The sequence below is a fragment of the Pseudomonas sp. yb_9 genome, from assembly GCF_043103635.1.
In the GTDB taxonomy this organism is placed as follows: domain Bacteria; phylum Pseudomonadota; class Gammaproteobacteria; order Pseudomonadales; family Pseudomonadaceae; genus Aquipseudomonas; species Aquipseudomonas monteilii.
The window spans coordinates 61,263-81,611 of the sequence record NZ_JBICKA010000045.1; the positions used below are offsets into that span (position 1 = coordinate 61,263).

Here is a 20,349-nt window from a genome sequence, read left to right on the forward strand (position 1 = left end):
TGATAGCGGCAGCTTTCACGTTGTGTGCAACAGCGCTTCCTCGACAAAGTCCAGGCGGTCCTGCCCAAAGAACATCGCCTCACCCACAAAACAGGTCGGCGCACCAAACACCCCACGCGCCACAGCCGCCTCGGTCGCCTGCTTGAGCGCCGCCTTCACGTCACCGTCAGCCGTCAGTGCGTGAAAAGCCTGTGGATCGAAGCCTGCCGCTGTCAGTGCTTCATCCAGAACGGCGCTGTCGCCCAGGTTACGCCGCTGCGCCCACAGCCCATTGAACAGCGCCGACAGCAATGGCTCGAACCGCTCCGGTGAATGCAGCTGGGTGCCCATAACGCCGCGCATCAAGCTCAGCGTATTGACCGGGAACCCCGGCGGCATGCCGAACGGCACGCCATAACGTGCGGCAAAGCGCGCCAGGTCGGTGAACATATAGCGGCCCTTGGCCGGGATCATGGCCGGCGAAGCATTGCCAGTCGCTTGAAACACCCCTCCCAGCAGCATTGGCCGGTAGCGCAGTGTGGCCCCCTGGCGAGCGCACAGGCCCGGCAGTTGCGTCCAGGCCAGGTAGCTGGCCGGGCTGCCCAGGTCAAAATAGAAATCGACAGTGTTGTGCATGGGTTTCGGTCCTTGCTGGGTGAGAGGGGCTTACCAACGTTCCATCCAGGGGCGCAGGTCCAGTTCGAATGTCCAGGCGTCTCGCGGCTGGGCGTGCAAGAACCAGTAGCTGTCGGCGATGTGCGCGGGGTCGAGAATGCCATCCTGGTCCTTGAGGGCGTAACGCTCGGGGAAGCTGTCACGGATGAAGGCCGTGTCGATGGCCCCGTCTACCACCACATGCGCGACATGAATATTCCGTGGCCCCAGCTCGCGCGCCATGCTCTGGGCCAGGGCACGCAAGCCATGCTTGGCCCCGGCAAAAGCGGCGAACCCGGCTGCACCACGCGTGCCAGCGGTGGCGCCAGTGAACAGAAGGGTGCCACGCTCACGTTGGACCATGCGCCGGGCAACTGCTTGAGCCGTGAGAAAACCGGCAAAGCAGGCCATTTCCCAGATCTTGAAGTACTTGCGCGGGCTTTCTTCAAGGATGCTGCAGGGAACATTGGCACCGATATTGAAGACAAACGCCTCGATAGGGCCAATATCACGTTCGATAGTCTCCACCAGCGCGGCCACTTCATCCTCCTTGCGCGCATCAGAACCAAACCCATGGGCCTGGCCACCGGCAGCGCGTATTTCCTCCAGCAGCGGTTGCAGTTTTTCGGCCTGGCGCCGGGTCACGCAAGCGACATAACCCTCGCGGGCAAAGCGCTTGGCAATCTCACCCCCAGTGGCGTCGCCCGCACCAATCACCAGCACTACTTTTTGTTGTTCTGCCATGCCTGCTTCCATTGGTGAATGATCGTTTAGTAAACGAACGCTATGTTAAGATCGCGGTCATCGTCAAGCCCGCCGGCAGAGGCATGTGAATGCGCTACTCCAATGAACACAAACAGCAAACCCGCGAACGGCTGTTGGCCAGCAGCGGCGCGCTGGCCAAGCGGGGAGGTTTTTCCAGCACCGGCGTGGCCGGGCTGATGAAAGCGATTGGCCTGACCGGCGGCGCCTTCTACAACCACTTCCCGTCCAAAGATGACCTGTTCACCGAAGTGGTACGCCAGGAGCTGTGCAACAGCCCACTGGCACGCCTGGCCAGTTCGGGCGCAAGCCGCGAGCGGCTGGGCCGTTGCTTACAGCAGTACCTGAGCCTGGCCCACCTGCACAATGCCGAGGGTGGCTGCCCGCTGCCGCCGCTGGGTGTGGAAATCGCCCGGGCCGCCGCGCCCGTGCGCGAAGAGGCCGAGCACTGGCTGGTCAGCCTTCACCAGGCCTGGCGTGCAACACTGGAGGATGATCAACTGGCCTGGGTGCTCATCAGCCAATGCGTCGGTGCGTTGATGGTCGGGCGCATGCTGGCCACTGAGGGTGTGCAGTCGCAGGTGCTGGACGCAAGCCGCCAGTTTGTCGAAAAGGCCCTGCATGAAGCGGATTAGCCTGCTGCTGGGCCTCACACTGGCGCTGCCCGCGCTTGCCGAACAAGCGTGCCCACCCGGGCAATACCAGGTGTGCCTGATGGGGTGTTTTTGTGCGCCGATAGACCCGGGTCAGGCCGGCCAGATTCTCAAGGATGTGGAGGTCATGGCGTCCTCCAGCCTGACGTTCGCCTTGCGCCAGGCCAGGGATGATGCCACCGCCAACGGCGTCGAGCCGATCCCGCTGCATATCCGGGCGCAACTCGAACCCTGGTACAACTTTGCCGTGCTTGACGCAGCGCGCTTCCGGGTGGGTGACGAACAGCAAATGAGCGCGGCCAATGCAGTGTTGCAGAACCCTGATGTGAACGCTGTGACGCTGATCGACACGATCATCTTCCGGCGGGCCGACGATGCCGAGAACAACGTGGCCCTGTGGGCGCATGAGCTCAAGCATGTGCAGCAATATCAGGAATTGGGGGTAGAGGAATTCGCCCGGCGCTATACGCGCAACTACGACGACCTGGAGGGACCGGCCTACAAGATCGAGGCCGAGGTGGGCAAGGCACTGCGCGAACGCGGCTCGGGCCAGGCCAGATAGCAGCAGCGGTGCGCGACGCTGTGGGCACGCCCGCTGCGCTTGGTTTTTCAGGACGCCACCGATGCCTCTTCTGCCACTTGCTCTCGGCTGGCATAACGCTGCGCCAACACCGCGCAGACCATCAGCTGGATCTGATGGAACAGCATCAGCGGCAAGATCATCGCACCAATGCCGCTGCCCACGAACAACACCTGGGCCATCGGCACGCCGGTCGCCAAACTCTTCTTGGAGCCGGCGAACAGGATGGTGATACGGTCTTCCAGGCCAAAGCCCAGCACCTTGCCAAGCAGACGCGTGCCAAACAGCACTACCGCCAGCAAAATCCCGCACACGGCGAACAACCCGGCCAGGTGCTGCGGCGATACCATGTGCCACAGCCCGGTGACAACTGCCTCGCTGAAGGCGGTGTACACCACCAGCAGGATCGAGCCCTGATCCACCACCTTGAGCCAACGAGCATTGCGCTTGACCCAGGCGCCGATCCAGCGTCGCGCAATCTGCCCCGCCACGAACGGCACCAGCAGTTGCAAGGTGATCTTCAGCACGGCATCCAGGCCGGAGCCGGTGTCGCCACTGGCGCCCAGCAGCAGCATCACCAGCAACGGGGTAAGGAAGATGCCCAGCAGGCTGGATGCGGCAGCACTGCAAATGGCCGCCGGCACATTGCCACGGGCCAGCGAAGTGAACGCGATGGCCGACTGCACGGTAGCCGGCAAGGCACACAGGTAGAGCACGCCCAGGTACAGTTCATTGCCCACCAGCGGCACGAACAGCGGCTTGAAGGCCAGGCCCAGCATCGGGAACAGCACGAACGTGCAGGAGAACACCAGCAGGTGCAGGCGCCAGTGCCCGGCACCGGCAATGATCGCCTCGCGCGACAGCTTGGCGCCGTGCAGGAAGAACAGCAGGCCGATGGCCAGGTTGGTCAGCCAGCCGAAATACACTGCGCCATCCCCTGAGCAAGGCAGCACGGTGGCAATCAGCACCACCCCGAGCAAGGCCAGGGTGAAATTGTCGAATAACATGCGCAAATACTTCATCACTGTGTCCATCTTGTCATTGTGCAAGGGCAAACGATAAGGTCTGCGGCTTTTCGCCGCTAACGCCGGAACCCCCACCGGTATCGCTCAACGGACACGCGCCACAAAAGGACCCCACCATGCCCCTCTCCCGCCTGGCCGCGCTTGCTGCCGCCATTACCCTCACCTTGGGCCATGCTGGCGCCCAGGCCGATGACCAGCTGCAAGCCAAGGTAGACCGTATCATCCGCCCACTGATGCAGGCGCAAGGCATCAGCGGCATGGCCGTGGCCATCTACGCCCGCGACCACGCGCACTACTTCAGCTACGGCGTGGCCAGCAAGGCCGACAACGTGCCGGTGAGCCGTGACACGCTGTTCGAGATCGGTTCGCTGAGCAAGACCTACACCGCCACCCTGGCGGCACTGGCCAGTGCCGAGGGCCAGCTGGACCTCACCGCGCCGGCCAAACGCTACCACCCGGCGCTGGCCGGCACGCCCATCGGCGACGCCACGGTGCTGGAACTGGGCGCCTACAGTGCCGACTGCCTGCCCTTGCAGTTCCCGGATGCGGTGCAGACGTCGCAGCAGGTCGTCGATTTCTTCCGACACTGGCAGCCCCACGCCAAGCCCGGTACGCAACGCTGCTATTCCAATCCTAGCCTTGGTTTGTTTGGTGACCTTGCCGCCCGCGCGCAGCACCAGCCGTTTGCCACACTGATGACCGAAGGCCTGCTGCCGAAAATGGGCCTGGAGAACACCTACCTGCACATCCCGGCCAGCGCCCAGGGCCTTTATGCCCAAGGGTACGATGCCGCCGGAAAACCGGTGCGCGTCGGCCCCGGCCCGTACGCCGACGAAGCCTACGGCATCAAGACCAGTGCCAGCGACTTGCTGCGTTACGTGCGCCTGCAGATGCAGCCTGAAGGCTTGCCACCGGCACTGGTGAAAGCCATCGACATCACCCAGCAAGGCTACTTCCAGGTCGGCGCCATGACGCAGGGCCTGGGGTGGGAACGCTACGCCTACCCGGCAACCCTGGCCACACTGGTCGATGGCAACAGCCCGCGGCTGATCCGTGAACCCCAAGCAACCACACGCTTGCAACCGGCCCTGCCCGCCCAGCCGGCTGCCTGGTACAACAAGACCGGTTCAACCAACGGTTTTGGTGCCTACGCCGCGTTCGTGCCTTCCGAACAGCTGGCGATCGTGTTACTGGCCAACCGAAACTACCCGAACGAAGCGCGGGTGCGCGCCGCCTTCGAGATACTGTCCAGCCTTTAGTACAAGCAGCGATTGTCAAACAAAACGACAGAAATGTAGTGCCAGAAAATATTCACTACAAAATGGTTGACGCCGTTCATCGCCCTTGTGCATGATGAAGCCGTCTCCCCGATCGGGAGCGGTGGCAAGGGTGTTCCAGACGGCCTGCGCGGTAACGCAGGCCGTCCGTGGAGAGGGAAACTGTCCAAAAGGCAGCGTGAGAAAGCCCCTGTTGCGATGCTGCTGTAGCAGCCTTGGTAGTGCGCTACACCGTGGTAGCGCCAACTGTGAAAATCACCTACGAATGGGTAATGGGGGCTTTATGATGAACTTGAACAACAATCCGACTATCGACCAATTGGCCCAGCTGTTCGCCGTGCGCAAAGACAGCCTTGACGACCACCTGCTGTGGGTCAGCCAAACCGGTGAAGTGCGCCTCGACCGCCTGCCACCGAACACCGTCGAAGATGAATTTGAAGAGCACCTGCCCAGCATGCGTGCACGCTTCAAGGTCTACCGCCGTGGCCAGGGCTACGTTGGCAAGAAGGCCGCCGCAGACACCGAGTTCGTTGGCCGCGTGCTGCAGACCCTGCAACAAGAATGGCCCGCTGCCCGTGAGCAGCAGGCAGTCAAGGTGATCGAACCGCTCAATTGAGGGTTCCCGCCTTTACCTGAGCCCGGCCCTCTTTGGCCGGGCTTTTTCATGCCTGGCGCCGCTGGCTGCAGGTTTCTGGCAAGGGCAAGGCACCGGTTGCCATCGCCCTGGCGCGGTCGACACCCCATACCAAGGCGCGGGTCATGGTCTCGCCCGGCCGTGTCGGGTAGTACTCCTCCAACAGTGCGCGCCCATCTCCAGCATACAACCCCAAAAACAGCTGAGTGGCCCCCAGGCGCGACAGGCGCACCTGCACATCCAGCGTGGTGCCGTCACTGAGGGCTTCATCGTGGCTGCGGCTGTGCAGTTGGGCGTCGGCCCACTGCCAATAGGTCTGTTCCCTGACTCGCATGAGCATTCAATCCTCCGTTACTGGAATGCCCCGCCAGAAAACCACAACCTCGGCCAGCCGGCGAGTGCTACCCGGCAATGCCATGAGGCGGGTCAACAAAGCGCAATAAAAACCCCGCCATTCAGCGGGATCATGTACGGGGGCGGGATCACTTCTTCAGCGGAACCCGCGGCATGAAGCGGCCTTTTTTGCTGCGCTGCAGGTGTGCAGGCTGGAGCTGTTCGGAATCATCCAGCGTCATGTGGGCGAAGCCCAGGCGAAAGGCCGCCTGACCGCAACGCACCTGGCTGTTGATCGGGAACGCGTCATTCAGGTCTTCGAAAAAGGATTCGCTCATGCCCTGTCTCCCTCCAGTGGCGGTCGCGTCGGCAACCAGAAGAGCTGCCCAGGAAACGCGGCCTGTGAGAATGAGACTAGCTGGTCATTTGCGGACCGACCGGACAAGATTCCGGCAGCCGACCAGTGGCAACCCGCTCTACTTCAAGCGCACTGCCGTACCGGTGGCAAATACCACGACCATACCGCCCTGTACCGACGGCATACTGATCTCGAAATCCACACCCACTACTGCATCGGCTTGCAACTGGCGTGCCCGAGCCTTGAGTTCTTCGGTGGCCTGCTCGCGCGCCTCGCGCAGCGCGCTCTCCAGGGTTTGCGAACGGCCGCCGAAAACATCACGAAAGCGTGCAAAGAAATCGCGCACGAAGTTGATGCCCTGCACCGATTCGGAGCTGACCACGCCCAGGTATTCGGCAATCGGGCGGCCTTCGAGCTGGCTGGTGGTGGAAATGATCATGGGTGCGCTCCGCTGGCCTGGCAAAAGAGGCCGATTCTAACAGAGCGCAGTCCGGCAGATAGGGCCGCTTTACGCGTTGGCCGCGCGCAAGCGCTGGCCAAGCCGCGCGCCAAACACGTTCACCAGCAACCCGGCCATGACCAGCAATGCCCCCCAGCCTTGGGTTGCGGTCAGCCGTTCGCCCAGCAGCAATGCCGACGAACTCAGGCCGATCACCGGCACCAGCAGCGAAAAAGGTGCCACCTTGCCAGCCGGATGGCGTGACAACAGCTTGCTCCACAAACTGTAGCCAAGCATGGTGGCGACAAAGGCCAGGTACGCCAACGCCAGCACCGAGCTCCAGCTGATGTTGGCCAGCGCATGGCCAATGCGCTCAGGCCCTTCCAGCCACCAGGACAACGCCAGGAACGGCAACGGCGGGATCAGGCCGCCCCAGATCACCAGTGCCACCAGGTCAACCGAACCAAACCGCCGCGTGATGATGTTACCCAGGCCCCACATGGCACCGCCGCACAGGGTCAGCACCAGCGCCAGCATGGGCACATGGCCGCCGTCTTCGCTGCCGATCAATGCCAGGCCGCTGGCCGCCACCAACAGCCCCAGCACGCTGGCCAGGCGCAGCCGCTCACCTAGGAACAACGCCGCGAAACCGAGGGTGAAGAACGCTTGTGACTGCAAAATCAACGAGGCCAGCCCTGGCGGCATGCCGCTGTACATGGCCTGGAACAGAAAGGCGAACTGGCCCAGCGAAATGGTGGCCCCGTAGGCGATCAGCCAGCGCCACGGCAGTTTGGGCCGCCTGACCAGCAAGATGGCCGGAAACGCCACCAACAAGAAGCGCAATGCCCCCAGCAACATCGGCGGCAAGCCATCGAGGCCAACCTTGATGACCACGAAGTTGACTCCCCAGGCGACAATCACCACCAGGGCGATGAGCAGGTCCTTGAGCGGCATTGCGGGTTCCTTCTTCAGGCTTTTCTAGACATATTTCGTTACAGCATAAGACTATTCCTTTGGCTGCGACCAGCACAGTTGTGGCCAAGGGTTGCGCAACAGTGACTGTTACTGCATCCGTTCAATCCCGAAAGCCAGGCGCCGTCTTTTCCAGCATCCGCAACAGCGCCGCCCATGCCAATTGCAGTGCATCCGGGTCCGCCAGCTCCCCCTGCCTCAAGCCCCTGCCCGGCTCCATCAGGATCAGTTCGGCGGCATGGCCCAGGCGTTTCCAGTCAAGGCGCTCATTTGTGAGCTCACGCCCGCCGTGAGGGTGAACAAAACCCCGTTGCGTATCAGTAAATAAAAACGTTATTTTTTTACTAAGGCTACACTTTAATAAACAAAACAAGAACAACACCGCACTGGAGCCGCCTGTATGCAGACCGCCTTCCCTCACCTGTTCGAACCCTTGCAGATCCGCGGCAAACGCCTAAAGAACCGCATCATGTCCACCGGCCATGACACCTGCCTGCCTACCGACAATCTGGTGAATGACAAACTGATCGCCTACCAGCGCGACCGCGCCGCCGGGGGCGTCGGCCTGATCGTGCTGCAAGTTGCCGGAGTGCATGACAGCGCCCGCTACACCTCGCATGTGCTGATGGCCACCGACGATGCCTGCATCGACGGCTACCGCCAGCTGGCCGAAGCCTGCCATGCGCACGGTACTGTGGTGCTCTCGCAGCTGTTTCACCCCGGGCGGGAGATCATGGAGTCGGCAGACGGCCTGTTGGCGGTGGCGTACTCGGCGTCTTCGGTGCCCAACGAACGCTTCCGCGTCATGCCCCGCGCGCTGGACCAGGTGATGATCGATGAAATCGTCCAGGGCTACGCCAGCGCCGCCCGCCGCCTGCAGCAGGCCGGGCTGGATGGTGTCGAGGTGGTGGCCAGCCATGGCTATCTGCCCGCGCAGTTCCTCAACCCACGGGTGAACCTGCGCAGCGACGGCTACAACGGCGAACTGGAACAACGCCTGAGGTTCCTGCGTGAAGTGCTGGCCGCCGTGCGCGCCGCTACCGATGAGCAGTTCATCATCGGCCTGCGCATCAGCGCCGACGAACGTGACAGCCAAGGCCTGAGCGAGGACGAGTCACTGGCCGCCGCAATTGCCTTGCAGGGCCAACTCGACTACCTGCACATCGTCGCCGGTACCTCAGCGTCACTGGGTGGCGCCGTGCATATCGTGCCGCCCATGGCCATTGAGCCCGCCTACCTGGCACGCGAGGCCGCTGCCTTCAAGCAACAGCTGGCTATCCCGCTGTTCGTGACCGGGCGCATCAACCAGCCCCAGGATGCCGAACTGATTCTGGCCCGCGGCCAGGCCGATGTCTGCGGCATGACCCGTGCCTTGATCTGCGACCCGTTGATGCCGAACAAAACCGAACGCGGCCAGGTCGAAGATGTACGCGCCTGCATCGCCTGCAACCAAGCGTGCATCGGCCACTTCCACCGTGGCCTGGCCATCTCCTGCATCCAGCGCCCCGAAACCGGTCGAGAACTGCAGTACGGGCAACTGACGCCCACGGTCACACCCAAGCGCATCCTCGTGGCCGGCGGTGGGCCATCTGGCATGAAGGCCGCCGCCGTGGCCGCTGCCCGAGGGCACCAGGTAACACTGTACGAGGCTGGCCCCCAACTCGGCGGCCAGGTGCTGCTGGCCCAGTTGCTACCGCGCCGCGCCGAGTTCGGAGGGGCCAGCACCAACCTGCAGCGGGAAATGGCCCTGGCCGGCGTGGAAGTCGTGCGCAACACCCGGGTCGACCGCGCCTTGGTCGAGCGCGAGCGCCCCGACCTGGTCATTGCCGCCACCGGTGCCACTCCTTACTGGCCAGCGTTCGAACGCACTGGCGACTTGCAAGTGGTGGACGCCTGGCAGGTGCTGCGCAATGAAGTGAAGCCGGGGCGCTCGGTGCTGGTCATCGACTGGCGCAGCGACTGGATCGGCCCGGGCATCGCCGAACGCCTGGTGCGCGAGGGGCATCACGTGCAGCTGGCGGTTAACGGTACCCATTGCGGCGAAAGCCTGCCGCTGTACGTGCGCGATCAACTGGCCGGCGAGTTGCATCGCCTGGGCATCCCCATCACCCCGTACGCGCGCCTGTATGGCAGCGACGACAACACGGTGTACTTGCAGCACACTGCCAGTGGCGAGCCGATGATCTTCGAGGGTATCGACACCCTGGTGCTGTGCCTGGGCCATCAGCCTGAAGACAGGCTGGCCAGCGAGCTGGCCGGCCTGGTGGAAGTTCGGCGTGTTGGCGACTGCCTGGCGCCACGCACCGCCGAAGAAGCGATTCACGACGGCCTGACGGTTGCCTGGTCGCTCTGAGGCTGTACATACTGCGGCTTTTACGATGGACCGACCTGCATGAGCCAACTTCCCCAGCCCCCCGCCAGTGAAGCCGGGGGCGCCGCGCCGCAGTTCCTGGGCACCCGCATCCGCGGCCTGCGCAAGCGCCGTGGCATGACCCTGGCGGAGTTGGCTGCACACAGTGAACTGACTGCCGGTTACATCAGCCAGCTGGAGCGCAACCTCTCCTATCCGTCGATCCCCGCGTTGTTCAACATCGCCCGCAGCCTGGGCGTGACCATCCAGTGGTTCTTTGCCAGCGAAGCCAGCACCGCCCCCGAAGACCAAGGTTACGTGGTACGACGCAACAGCCGCCTGAGCGTGCATTACGAAGATGGCATTGTCGATCAGTTGCTCACCCCCCAACCCAACCGCCAGCTGGAAATCCTGCACTCACGCTTCCCCCCGGGCACCTACAGCCAGCAAAGCTACAGCCATGAGGGCGAAGAAGCCGGCTACCTCCTCAGCGGCAGCTTCGAGCTTTGGGTGGGCGAGCGGCATTTCCAGCTGGGTGAAGGCGACAGTTTCAGCTTTTCCAGCCAGGAACCCCATCGCTATGGCAACCCCGGCGAAGTGGATGCCGTGGTGATCTGGGTGATCACGCCGCCAACATTTTGAAGCACTCCCGCAGGCCTTGGTAACACTGCTGACCCTCGATAGGGCCTACCTTGCCAGTACGGTGGTCTGGACAGTAGGTTTCAAGGCCAACCCGCTCACCGAACAGATCACCGGCGAGCGCGACCGCCAAGGTCGAGGCCAAGGTGTTGAAATCGCAGATCAACTCCGTGTGGATCTACCCGCCAGCGGCAGATCGTACAGCGGCTTTGGAAGCGGCTGATCCCGCCATACCGGTTGCCTGAAACGGCCTCATCGCCGGCAAGCCAGCTCCCACATCGACCGCATCGACATTAAGTCATGCGCTGTACCTGTGGGAGCTGGCTTGCCGGCGATGAGGCCGTGACAGGCCTGCTACAAAGGTTCAGGCAGCTGCAAACAGCTCGTTGGCAATCTGAGCCTGGGCGGCGTCAATCGCCTGGCTACGGTGTTCCGGGCCATAGGCCAGGCCATGGGCGCGGACGATCTCCAGGTCGGTGACACCGATGAAGCCCAGGAACACTTTCAGGAAGTCCTCATGCCCGGCGCCTGTCGGCTGGCCAGCGTGCAGGCCACCGGCAGTGGAAACCAGCACCACTTTCTTGTTGCCGCACAGGCCTTCCGGGCCAGCTTCGGTGTAGCGGAACGTTTTGCCGGCAACGGCCACGCGGTCGATCCAGGCCTTGAGTTGGGTCGGTACCGTGAAGTTGTACATCGGCGCACCAATGACTACAGCATCAGCAGCCAGGAATTCTTCCAGGGTTTCAGCACTGAGCCTGGCTTCAAAAGCCTGGGCAGCATCACGCATGTCTTCAGGGGTGCCAGCTGCTACCAAGGTGGCAGCAGAAAAGTGGGCGATGGCGTCAGCGGCCAGGTCACGGTAAACCACTTCCACGCTTGGATCAGCGGCTTTCCAGGCCTCGACCACTTCACGGCTTAGCTGGCGGGAAGCGGAATTGTCGCCCAGGATGCTCGAATCGATGTGCAACAGTTTCATGGGACTCTCCTGTGATTGAAGACCGCGCCAGTGGGCGATCACGATGGGGAGAATCCTACCGGGGTGCGCAATGGCTGATAAGGAGGCAAAAATGCGTTAGTTTGTCCCACAGGTGGAACAGTGAGACAGGCCCATGCAAGACCTTAACGACCTCTTTTACTTCGCGCGCGTCGTCGAAGCCGGTGGATTCGCCGCAGCCGGGCGCCAGCTGGGTATCCCCAAGTCGCGCCTGTCGCGGCGTATCGCCGAGCTGGAAGAGCGCCTTGGCACGCGCCTGCTGCAACGCACCACGCGGCAGCTCAAGCTCACCGCAGTAGGTGAACGCTACCTGCATCATTGCCAGGCCATGCTGCTGGAAGCCGAAGCGGCCGATGAAGCCGTCGCCAGCATGAGCAGTGAACCGCGCGGGCGCTTGCGGGTGTCTTGCCCGGTGGCGCTGGCACACGCATTCCTGCCAGATGTGATCAGCCGTTTTCTTGAGCAGTACCCGCTGGTGCAACTGGACATGGTGCTGCTCAACCGCCGGGTCGACCTGATTTCCGAAGGCATCGACGTGGCACTGCGCGTGCGTGACCTGGGCGATGAAGACCCGGCGCTGGTCACCCGCCGCCTTCGCCAGGCGCAAATGCAACTGGTAGCTGCGCCCGGGTTCGCCGATCACATTCGTGAACCTGCCGAGCTGGCGTCACTTCCCGTGCTGGGCGCTGCCGAAGCAGACCGGTTGGTACACTTTCGCTTGTTCGGCCCTCATGGCAAGCAGCAGGAAATCGCTCTGGAACCGCGCTTGGCCATTGATGATTTCGTAGTACGTAATGCTGCTGTACGAGCCGGCCTCGGCTTCACTGCCCTGCCCAGCATGTTTTGCGAGGAAGAACTGGAGCGCGGCGAACTGGTGCGCCTGCTGCCAGACTGGTCGCTACCGGGTGGCTACCTGCAAGCGGTATACCCCCACCGGCGGGGTGTACTGCCTGCAGTGCGGGTATGGATCGATCACCTGGCAGCATCATTCGAGGCCTGTGGAGAACGGTATGTCTGAAAGGAAAATGAGCGAAGCCGAAGTGGCAGCGTTTTGCCTGAGCCTGCCGGGTGCGCGGGAAGACTACAAATGGGGTGGCATTCGGGTGTTTTCAGTGGCTGGCAACAAGATGTTCGCCGTGCTCGACCTGGCCGGTGCGGGTTTGTCGTTCAAAGTGGCCGATGAACTGTTTCTCGGCTACTGCGACCGCCCAGGGGTACGACCTGCGCCGTATCTGGCGCGAGCAAAATGGATCAGCATGGCGCAGCCCTATCCCATGGGGCGTGATGAGCTTAGAGATTTGCTGCAGCGCTCGCACCAGTTGGTGGTCCGGCGCTTGCCGAAGCGATTGCAGGTGGGGTTGGTGATGTAGTTTCCTGTACCGGCCTCTTCGCGGGCGTGCCCGCTAAGAGGCCGGTACAGGCAATAATCAAGTTAAGGGCAGATAACGCCCCTCAAAAAACAGCCAGTCCGCCCAGAACACCTGGTGTACCAGCACAATCCCCCAGAACACCAGCTGGTAAGACAGCTTGCGTGTCTTGTGCCGAAATACCTGCTGCGCCACCAGTGCCCCCGGCCAGCCACCCAACAGCTCACTGGCATGCAGCACTTTCTCGGGCGTACGCCAGGCCTGGGTACGCGCCTGTTGCTTATCCTGCCAATACAGCAACAGGCTGATCAGGCTCATCGCCGGGTACAGCGCCAGCAGCCACCAGGCCTGGTCGTTCCAGGCCATGCGCGCAGCGCCCAGCCCGGGCAACAGGCACAGCCCCCCCAACAGCAGCAGTTTGAGGCGCATATTGCGTACGCCCTCCGCCCTTTGCCCGCGCAACACCTCAGCCATGCGCTGTCGACCAGTCAACCCAGCCGAACTGCCAAGTCGCCAGAATCAGCAGGCCGAACACAATGCGATACCAGGCAAACGCCGCGTAGCTGTGGTTGGCAATGAACTTGAGCAACGCCCGCACGGCGATCATGGCGAAAATGAACGACGTCACGAAACCAACGGCAAATACCGGCAAGTCACCGGGCTGGAACAGGTCACGGTATTTGTAACCCGAATACACCGCCGCGCCGACCATGGTCGGCATCGCCAGAAAGAACGAAAATTCGGTCGCGGCCTTGCGCGACAACCCGAACAGCAGGCCGCCAATGATGGTCGAGCCCGAGCGGGAAGTGCCCGGAATCATTGCCAGGCACTGGATGAAGCCGATCTTCAGCGCATGGCTCCAGCGCATGTCGTCCACATGGTCCACCTGCACGCGGTGTTCGCGGCGCTCGGCCCAGAGCATGATGATGCCACCCACCACCAATGCCGCCGCCACGGTGATCGGGTTGAACAGGTATTCGTGAATCAGGTCGGCGAACAGCACGCCCAGCACCACCGCCGGCATGAACGCCAAAAGCAGGTTACCGGTGAAACGCCGCGCCTTGGGCTGGCTGGCCAGGCCAAACACCACTTCGAAAATTTTGCCACGAAACTCCCACACCACCGCCAGGATCGCTGCCAGCTGAATGATGATGTTGAATGCCATGGCCCGCTCACCGCCAAAACCTATCAGGTCGGCGACGATGATCTGGTGCCCGGTACTGGAGATCGGCAGAAACTCCGTCAGCCCTTCGACCACGCCTAAGATGATTGCCTGAAAGGCAGTCCAAAAATCCATCATTCCCCCGGATGGAGCGCCGCTTGCTGCGGGCCCCTTGTTCTTGATTTGCTTGAATTTGCCGCACGCGGCCCGGCTGTTTTACAGCGACTGTTGGGCGCAACGCCAGTAGAAAAGTTCACGCCCGCTAAAGGTTTCATCTTACGCGGCCGAAATCCTAGCAGAGCGCCTTTGCAATCGCTTTACGCGACCTGCTGCAGACTGTTTCAAAGATAGCACTTAGCCATTAGTCGGGTGGGGACCTGTCGCAAAGCATGCTTGGATGCACCTCAATAAAAAGAACAATGCGGGAGCTCCTGGATGAACACGTTGAGATCGATGTCGATCAGCCGGCGCCTGTGGCTGATCCTTGTGGTGGCGGTGGCCATGCTGGTGGTGCTTGGCCTGCTCATGCTGCGCCAGATCCACGGTGACCTTTACCAGGCCAAAGCGGAAAAAACCCGCCATGTGGTGCAGACCGCCGCGGGCGTGCTGGCCTATTACCAAGGGCTGGAGGCGGCCGGTACGCTCAGCCGCGAAGCTGCCCAGCAACAGGCACTGCAGGTGGTACGTGCGTTGCGCTACGACCACGATGACTACTTCTGGATCAACGACCTGGGGCCAAAGATGATCATGCATCCGGCCAACCCCAAGCTCGATGGCCAGGACCTTTCTGCCATCCGCGACCCCGACGGCTTTGCCGTGTTCAACGAAATGGTCGCCCTGGCCCGCCAGCAGGATGCAGGGCCGGTCAACTACCGCTGGCCCAAACCTGGTGCCAGCGAGCCGGTCGCCAAGACCTCCTATATACAGCTGTTCAAACCCTGGGGCTGGATTATCGGTTCGGGCGTGTACGTCGATGACGTGCAGGCCGAATTCGCCCGCCAGTTGCGCGATGCCTCGCTGGTGGGCGTGGGCATTGCCCTGCTGATGGCACTGGTGGTCCTGCTGATTGCGCGCAGCATTGCCCGCCCCTTGCAAGAGGCTGTGCAGGCCATGGGCAATATCGCCAGCGGCGAAAGCGACCTGACCCGGCGCCTGGACACCCACGGCCGTGACGAAATCACCCACCTGGGCGAGCACTTCAACCGTTTCAACGGCAAGCTGCAGGGTGTGGTCGGCCAGCTGCAAGGGGCAGCCCACGCGCTGGCCCAGTCCGCCGGGCACGTCGGCGACAATGCAGGCGCCGCACAGCAGCACAGCGCCCAACAATCGCTACAGATGGACCAGGTAGCCACCGCTGTGAATGAGGTGACCTATGCCGTGCAGGACGTAGCCAAGACCGCCGAACAGGCCGCCGGGGAAATGCGCACCGCGCAGCAGCAGGTAACCCATGGCCAGCAAGCAATTCATGGCAGCCTGGCGCAGATCGACCGGTTGTCGCTGACCATCGACCAGGCCGTGCAGGTGATTCGCGACCTGGCCGGCCACAGCACGCGCATCGGCGGAGTGCTCGATGTCATCCGCTCCATCGCCGAGCAGACCAACCTGCTGGCGTTGAATGCGGCCATCGAAGCGGCGCGGGCCGGGGAACAAGGCCGTGGCTTTGCCGTGGTCGCCGACGAAGTTCGCCTGCTGGCCCAGCGCACGGCACAATCGACGGCCGAGATCCATACCATGATCGAACACCTGCAAAGCCAGTCGGACGCAGCGGTCAAAGCCATCGACACCAGCAGCGAAGCCTCGCGCCAAACCGTCGAGCAGGCCCGCGAAGCCGGCGCCAGCCTGGATGCCATCAACCAAGCACTGACCAACCTGACCGCGCTGAATGCCTCCATTGCCAGCGCCACCTTGCAGCAGTCGCATGTGGTCGAGGAAATCAACCGCAATGTGCTGGATACCGCCGGGCTGTCCCAGCAGACGGCCGATGCGGCGCGCCAGTCCAGCGATGCCGGGGTGGCATTGGGGCAGTTGAGCAAAGAGCTGGAACAGTTGCTGCGGCAGTTCCGAGTGTAGCGCCGGCCTCTTTTGTGGGAGTGGGCATGCCCGCTCCCACACAGAGCCTATGCATCCCCACCTACTGCGCCCTACACCTTCCCTGGCCGACCCGCTACAATCGCGCCCTTCCCCGATAGTCTCCCCAAGGATCGCCGATGTCCGGCCTTGAACTCATCGCCGCCGTCCTCGGCGTCACCGCTGTCTGGCTCACGGTCAAACAAAACGCCTGGTGCTGGCCGATCGGCCTGGTCATGGTGCTGATCTATGGCTGGCTGTTCTACGAGGTAAAGCTGTACTCGGGCATGCTGCTGCAACTGGCCTACGCGATTCTGCAACTGTACGGCTGGTGGCAATGGAAACGCCCCGGCCGCACCGAAGACGCCCGCCAGGTATCGCGGCTGCAAGGCCCTGCGTTGTGTGCCGGCCTGGCTGCCGGGGTATTCCTGAGCGCAGCCCTGGGTTCGGCCATGGCCAACTGGACCGATGCCGCCCTGCCCTGGCTCGACGCCACCCTGACAGGTTTCAGCCTGGTGGCGCAACTGTGGATGGCCCAGAAGCGCCTGCAATGCTGGCCGCTGTGGGTGGCAGTAGACATCGTCTACGTAGGCCTTTACCTGCACCAGCAGCTGTACTTCACGGCGGGCTTCTTTGCCGTACTCACCCTGATTGCCGTGCGCGGCTGGCTGGAATGGCGCCGCGACCCGGCGTTGGCGCAACCATGAGCACGCAACACGCCATGAAGGTCGTGGTGCTGTGCGGCCCCGAATCCAGCGGCAAGAGCTGGCTCAGCGGTGTGATCCAGGCGCATTTCGGCGGTGTGGTGGTGGCCGAGTACGTGCGCCACTTCATCGACCAGGAGTGCCGCGATACCTGCTATGCCGATATCCCTGCCATCGCCCACGGCCAGCTGGCCTGGGAGGACCGGGCGCGCGAACAGGCGCCACCGCTGCTGATCCTCGACACTCACCTGCTCAGCAACATGCTCTGGAGCCGCGCCTTGTTCGATGACTGCCCGGCCTGGCTGGAACAAGCCTTGCTTGAACGGCACTACGACCTGCACCTGCTGCTGAGCCCGCAAGGGGTGGAATGGGTTGCCGATGGCCAGCGCAGCCAACCCGACATCAACGACCGCCAGCGCTTTTTCGACGACAGCCTTGCCTGGCTGCAGCAGCATAATCAGGCGCACCAGATACTTGAGGGCAATTGGCCGCAACGCCAGTTTCTGGCCTTGCAAGCCGTTGCTACGCTGCTTGATAGCGATGCGCCATCCTGCCCGACCGAGTGTTAACCTACTGACACACTCCAGTGGGGCGAAGCCCCCGAATTTGCGGGGCTTCCCCCCGTCTCGGGGGCAGTGTCAAGCCCGTGAAACACTCCTGCAAAAACCCTTCCAATCAAGGCAACAGCTGGCTTGGCCAGCAACGCCCACGGCTGGCTGTTTCACCGCTGAGACAGAATACGCCGCAGTTTGTCAGCCTCTTGTCCTAACTGTCTGATCTGAATACGGTTCTCAAAAGCGGCACACCATCTGCTCTGTCCTTCGCATCGCTGAACAAGGCCAGCGCTCAGAGAAGGGGATGCCGTCGTGAGGAAGAGTGACAAACGCCTCTATCACCTGTTGGTGGCGGGTTGTGTACTGGGGGCATTGAGCCTCACGGCCCACGCAGACAAAGGCATCATCATCATCAAGCGCGACGTGCAGGTGCGCAACGCGACGATCCCGCCCTTGATCCCTGACCCGAGCCCGACCACGGTCAACGCCAACCCTTCTGCCCACGTGCTCAAGCAAACCAACGAGCTGAGCGATGGCGATTTCGCCAGCATCAGCAGTGGCGCCGGCATCAGCAACATGATTACCCAGCAGACCAATAACCTAGGGGGCAACCTCGGTAACCAGCACCAATTGCCCAACCTGTCAGGCGGCCGTGGCACGGGGGGCGCGGGTAACGGCATCTCCAACATGGTCAACTCAAGTGTGCAACGCGGCCTCGCGCCATTGCAGATTCTGACCGGCGGGGGCAAGTGACATGAAGCACATGCTGCTGATTCTGGCCACCCTGTGCAGCACCCCAGGCCTCGCCGATTCCCTGGTTCCCGTCATCGACAATGCCAACATCGACAGCTCCGGCAGCCGCTATCAGGGCAACCTCTCCGTTAACCAGGCTGCCGGCGACAAACAGCAACAGGCCAATGCGCGGGCCATCGCCGTCGGGCCCGAAGCGAATGCCAGCACGCAGATCCGGCAACGGCTGAACACACCCGCCGACCCGACAATGGACGCCCGCTCGACCATTCAAGGCAACGCGTTCAGCAACGGCAGTGGTGCGCTGGGCGTCAACCAGAGCGCCGGCGCCAATACCCAGCAAGCCAATGCCCTGAGCATAACCCTCAGTGCTCAACCGCAAAGCATCGACGACAGCGTCCTCATGCAACAGAACGTGGCGCTGCTCAACAACTCCGGTCCAACTGACACCCCGACAGGCCATCGCCAGGTCACCACCAGTGACCAGGCCTTCACCGGTAGCCGCGGGGTGATCCAGTTGAACCAGAGTGCCGGGGTGGGAAACCGAATGGCTAACACCTTGAGCATCCGGGTCGCGGATTGACCCTTTCAGTTAAGAACGACACTTAACCAACATAGAGTACGGAGAATCACCATGAAACCCTCGATGGCAATCAAGCCTCTGGTGTTCGCAATTGCTGCGGTCATGGCTGTTGCTGTACAAGCTGGGCAAAACGATCGACGCAATGACCACCACAACGGCCACCATAACAATGGTCAGCACACGCCTCCTCCAACCAAAATCCCTGTGTATGCAACGGCCAATGCCTGGGATACCCAAACCAGCACCAATAACCGTATCAGCAACCAGGGCACTATAAACGAAGCCGAGATGAGCCAGTCGGGCGAAGGCTCCAGTGGCAACGTCGGTATCAACGTGGCAGCCGGTAACGGCAACCAGCAGGATAACGCCGCAGCCATTGCCAACGCCGGTTCCGAGTCGAGCCTGGACAACAGCTTCGTGTTCGGCATGGCCAGTGCCACTGCCGATGTCGTGCAATCCAGCGACAACAACCGGGTCGACAACTATTCGACCCAGTCGTCTGCTGTGATGAGCGGCTCGGCCAGCGGGGCTGAGGGCAACATCGGCATTAACATCGCCGGTGGCGACCTCAACCAACAGAAAAACACCATGGCCATCGCCAACACCGGTGCGCCTCTGGGTAACGCCACTGCCACGGCTTCTGCCCAACAGGACGGGCCAGGCCTGGTCGTGAACAACAGTGCTGACCGCACTTACCGCGTCGACACGATCACCATCACCACCTCGGCCAGTGGCTCGAGCTCGCGTGATGGTACGTTCAACTCGACCGACGACCGCAGCTCGTCGTCGAGCTTCAGCGTGGCCGGTTCGCAAAGTGCCAGCTCCAGCGGCTCTAGCGGCTGGAACTCCAGCGGCTCGAAATCCAGCAACGCCAGTGGCTCCAGCAGCATGTCGGCAAGCGGCTCCAACGGCTGGAATGCCAGTGGCTCTGCCAGCGGCAGCAACAGCTCGTCGAGCAGCGCCAGCCTGAACGCTTCGCTGGATGCCGCAGCCAATGCTACGCGCACCTTCACCACCGATGATGGCCGCCGCGAACGCACCCGCTCCAGCACCTTCGATGGTTCGCTCAATGCATCGTTGGACGTATCGGTCGACAAGTCGCGCGAAAGTGCGTACGACAAGTCGTTCGAGAAAGCCTTCGACTCCAGCTACGACAAGTCGCGCGAATCGTCTTACGACAAGTCCAAAGACTCTTCGTACACCAAGTCTCACGACTCTTCGTACGAGAATGCTTCGGCTTCGGCGTTTGAAAAGTCTGGCGAGAAATCGAAACAATCCTCGAACGACGTTTCGAAGAGCTACAGCGAAAGCAGCGCTTACGACTTGAGCAATACCGTGTCCTTCCAAGTGCTGACCCCGACCGGCTGGGCCAACCCTGTTACCAATACTGCAACCCTTAGCGGTTCGGTCAACGGTGGCAGCGGCAACCTGGGCGTGAACGTGGCAGCCGGTGTGGGCAACCAGCAGAGCAACTCGCTGGCCATTTCCAACACCTCGTTCTAAACGCTGCGCT

General features: G+C 62.2%; 24 protein-coding genes and 1 pseudogene. 14 read left to right on the top strand and 11 right to left on the bottom strand.

Annotation, left to right across the window (positions count from 1 at the left end; genetic code table 11):
* Positions 1–15 precede the first annotated feature (15 nt).
* Both ACF8MI_RS12480 and ACF8MI_RS12485 read right to left on the bottom strand, forming a co-directional pair.
* On the bottom strand, positions 16–615 hold the full coding sequence (locus tag ACF8MI_RS12480) for a 2-hydroxychromene-2-carboxylate isomerase (protein ID WP_060498996.1): 600 nt from the start codon (positions 613–615) through the stop codon (positions 16–18).
* 30 nt (positions 616–645) lie between these two features.
* Positions 646–1,377 (bottom strand): SDR family oxidoreductase, encoded by a 732-nt coding sequence (locus ACF8MI_RS12485; RefSeq protein WP_060498995.1) that lies wholly within the window; start codon positions 1,375–1,377, stop codon positions 646–648.
* 89 nt (positions 1,378–1,466) lie between these two features.
* Between ACF8MI_RS12485 and ACF8MI_RS12490 the strand changes: the two genes are divergently transcribed.
* Positions 1,467–2,030, top strand: coding sequence for a TetR/AcrR family transcriptional regulator (locus ACF8MI_RS12490; protein WP_156866679.1), 564 nt, complete (start codon positions 1,467–1,469; stop codon positions 2,028–2,030).
* The gene (locus ACF8MI_RS12495; protein ID WP_060498993.1) at positions 2,017–2,610 is read left to right on the top strand and encodes a DUF4157 domain-containing protein; all 594 of its coding nucleotides are present in this window, start codon (positions 2,017–2,019) and stop codon (positions 2,608–2,610) included. The genes ACF8MI_RS12490 and ACF8MI_RS12495 overlap by 14 nt, the downstream gene beginning before the upstream one ends.
* Before the next feature lie 47 nt (positions 2,611–2,657).
* On the opposite strand, the gene ACF8MI_RS12500 is transcribed toward ACF8MI_RS12495, so the two are convergent.
* The gene (locus ACF8MI_RS12500) at positions 2,658–3,650 is read right to left on the bottom strand and encodes a bile acid:sodium symporter family protein (protein ID WP_392517551.1); all 993 of its coding nucleotides are present in this window, start codon (positions 3,648–3,650) and stop codon (positions 2,658–2,660) included.
* Positions 3,651–3,769: 119 nt separating this feature from the next.
* Here ACF8MI_RS12500 and ampC point away from each other — a divergent pair, with 119 nt between their 5' ends.
* On the top strand, positions 3,770–4,912 hold the full coding sequence (gene ampC / locus ACF8MI_RS12505) for a class C beta-lactamase (protein ID WP_060498991.1): 1,143 nt from the start codon (positions 3,770–3,772) through the stop codon (positions 4,910–4,912).
* A gap of 301 nt (positions 4,913–5,213) precedes the next feature.
* On the top strand, positions 5,214–5,546 hold the full coding sequence (locus ACF8MI_RS12510; protein ID WP_003253895.1) for a hypothetical protein: 333 nt from the start codon (positions 5,214–5,216) through the stop codon (positions 5,544–5,546).
* A gap of 46 nt (positions 5,547–5,592) precedes the next feature.
* On the opposite strand, the gene ACF8MI_RS12515 is transcribed toward ACF8MI_RS12510, so the two are convergent.
* The 5 genes and pseudogenes from ACF8MI_RS12515 to ACF8MI_RS12535 form a co-directional block, all read right to left on the bottom strand.
* The gene (locus tag ACF8MI_RS12515) at positions 5,593–5,904 is read right to left on the bottom strand and encodes a hypothetical protein (protein ID WP_060498990.1); all 312 of its coding nucleotides are present in this window, start codon (positions 5,902–5,904) and stop codon (positions 5,593–5,595) included.
* Between the two features lie 142 nt (positions 5,905–6,046).
* Positions 6,047–6,235, bottom strand: coding sequence for a hypothetical protein (locus ACF8MI_RS12520; RefSeq protein WP_003253897.1), 189 nt, complete (start codon positions 6,233–6,235; stop codon positions 6,047–6,049).
* A gap of 138 nt (positions 6,236–6,373) precedes the next feature.
* A complete protein-coding gene (locus tag ACF8MI_RS12525; RefSeq protein ID WP_060498989.1) occupies positions 6,374–6,694 on the bottom strand; it encodes a YbjQ family protein in 321 nt (106 codons plus the stop codon).
* A gap of 69 nt (positions 6,695–6,763) precedes the next feature.
* Complete coding sequence (locus ACF8MI_RS12530; protein WP_019099052.1) at positions 6,764–7,648, bottom strand: O-acetylserine/cysteine exporter; 885 nt, start codon at positions 7,646–7,648, stop codon at positions 6,764–6,766.
* Between the two features lie 121 nt (positions 7,649–7,769).
* Positions 7,770–7,880, bottom strand: a pseudogene (locus tag ACF8MI_RS12535) (class II aldolase/adducin family protein); the annotation flags it as partial.
* A 186-nt stretch (positions 7,881–8,066) separates the two neighbouring features.
* Here ACF8MI_RS12535 and ACF8MI_RS12540 point away from each other — a divergent pair.
* Positions 8,067–10,019, top strand: coding sequence for an FAD-dependent oxidoreductase (locus ACF8MI_RS12540; protein ID WP_200928466.1), 1,953 nt, complete (start codon positions 8,067–8,069; stop codon positions 10,017–10,019).
* A 39-nt stretch (positions 10,020–10,058) separates the two neighbouring features.
* A complete protein-coding gene (locus ACF8MI_RS12545; protein ID WP_060498986.1) occupies positions 10,059–10,658 on the top strand; it encodes a helix-turn-helix domain-containing protein in 600 nt (199 codons plus the stop codon).
* A gap of 361 nt (positions 10,659–11,019) precedes the next feature.
* On the opposite strand, the gene ACF8MI_RS12550 is transcribed toward ACF8MI_RS12545, so the two are convergent.
* Positions 11,020–11,631, bottom strand: a complete 612-nt coding sequence (locus ACF8MI_RS12550; protein WP_060498984.1) for an FMN-dependent NADH-azoreductase — start codon at positions 11,629–11,631, stop codon at positions 11,020–11,022.
* Positions 11,632–11,764: 133 nt separating this feature from the next.
* On the opposite strand from ACF8MI_RS12550, the gene ACF8MI_RS12555 reads away from it, so the two are divergent.
* Entirely contained in the window at positions 11,765–12,667 is a 903-nt protein-coding gene (locus ACF8MI_RS12555; RefSeq protein ID WP_060498983.1) for a LysR substrate-binding domain-containing protein, read from the top strand.
* On the top strand, positions 12,660–13,019 hold the full coding sequence (locus ACF8MI_RS12560; protein ID WP_060498982.1) for an MmcQ/YjbR family DNA-binding protein: 360 nt from the start codon (positions 12,660–12,662) through the stop codon (positions 13,017–13,019). Before ACF8MI_RS12555 ends, ACF8MI_RS12560 begins: the two co-directional genes overlap by 8 nt.
* 57 nt (positions 13,020–13,076) lie before the next feature.
* On the opposite strand, the gene ACF8MI_RS12565 is transcribed toward ACF8MI_RS12560, so the two are convergent.
* Together ACF8MI_RS12565 and ACF8MI_RS12570 are read right to left on the bottom strand one after the other, a co-directional pair.
* Positions 13,077–13,490, bottom strand: coding sequence for a DUF1294 domain-containing protein (locus ACF8MI_RS12565; protein WP_060498981.1), 414 nt, complete (start codon positions 13,488–13,490; stop codon positions 13,077–13,079).
* The gene (locus tag ACF8MI_RS12570; protein ID WP_060499048.1) at positions 13,483–14,313 is read right to left on the bottom strand and encodes an undecaprenyl-diphosphate phosphatase; all 831 of its coding nucleotides are present in this window, start codon (positions 14,311–14,313) and stop codon (positions 13,483–13,485) included. Before ACF8MI_RS12570 ends, ACF8MI_RS12565 begins: the two co-directional genes overlap by 8 nt.
* 300 nt (positions 14,314–14,613) lie before the next feature.
* Between ACF8MI_RS12570 and mcpP the strand changes: the two genes are divergently transcribed.
* From mcpP to ACF8MI_RS12600, 6 genes are all read left to right on the top strand, one after another.
* On the top strand, positions 14,614–16,248 hold the full coding sequence (gene mcpP / locus ACF8MI_RS12575) for a methyl-accepting chemotaxis protein McpP (protein WP_104834827.1): 1,635 nt from the start codon (positions 14,614–14,616) through the stop codon (positions 16,246–16,248).
* Positions 16,249–16,385: 137 nt separating this feature from the next.
* Positions 16,386–16,952, top strand: a complete 567-nt coding sequence (gene pnuC / locus ACF8MI_RS12580) for a nicotinamide riboside transporter PnuC (protein WP_060498979.1) — start codon at positions 16,386–16,388, stop codon at positions 16,950–16,952.
* Entirely contained in the window at positions 16,949–17,518 is a 570-nt protein-coding gene (locus ACF8MI_RS12585; protein ID WP_060498978.1) for an AAA family ATPase, read from the top strand. Before pnuC ends, ACF8MI_RS12585 begins: the two co-directional genes overlap by 4 nt.
* Positions 17,519–17,815: 297 nt before the next feature.
* On the top strand, positions 17,816–18,256 hold the full coding sequence (locus tag ACF8MI_RS12590; protein ID WP_060498977.1) for a hypothetical protein: 441 nt from the start codon (positions 17,816–17,818) through the stop codon (positions 18,254–18,256).
* 1 nt (position 18,257) lies between these two features.
* The gene (locus tag ACF8MI_RS12595) at positions 18,258–18,836 is read left to right on the top strand and encodes a hypothetical protein (protein ID WP_060498976.1); all 579 of its coding nucleotides are present in this window, start codon (positions 18,258–18,260) and stop codon (positions 18,834–18,836) included.
* A 51-nt stretch (positions 18,837–18,887) separates the two neighbouring features.
* Positions 18,888–20,339 carry a hypothetical protein gene (locus ACF8MI_RS12600; RefSeq protein WP_060498975.1) on the top strand — a complete coding sequence of 484 codons (1,452 nt, stop codon included), beginning with the start codon at positions 18,888–18,890 and terminating at the stop codon, positions 20,337–20,339.
* Positions 20,340–20,349 lie beyond the last annotated feature (10 nt).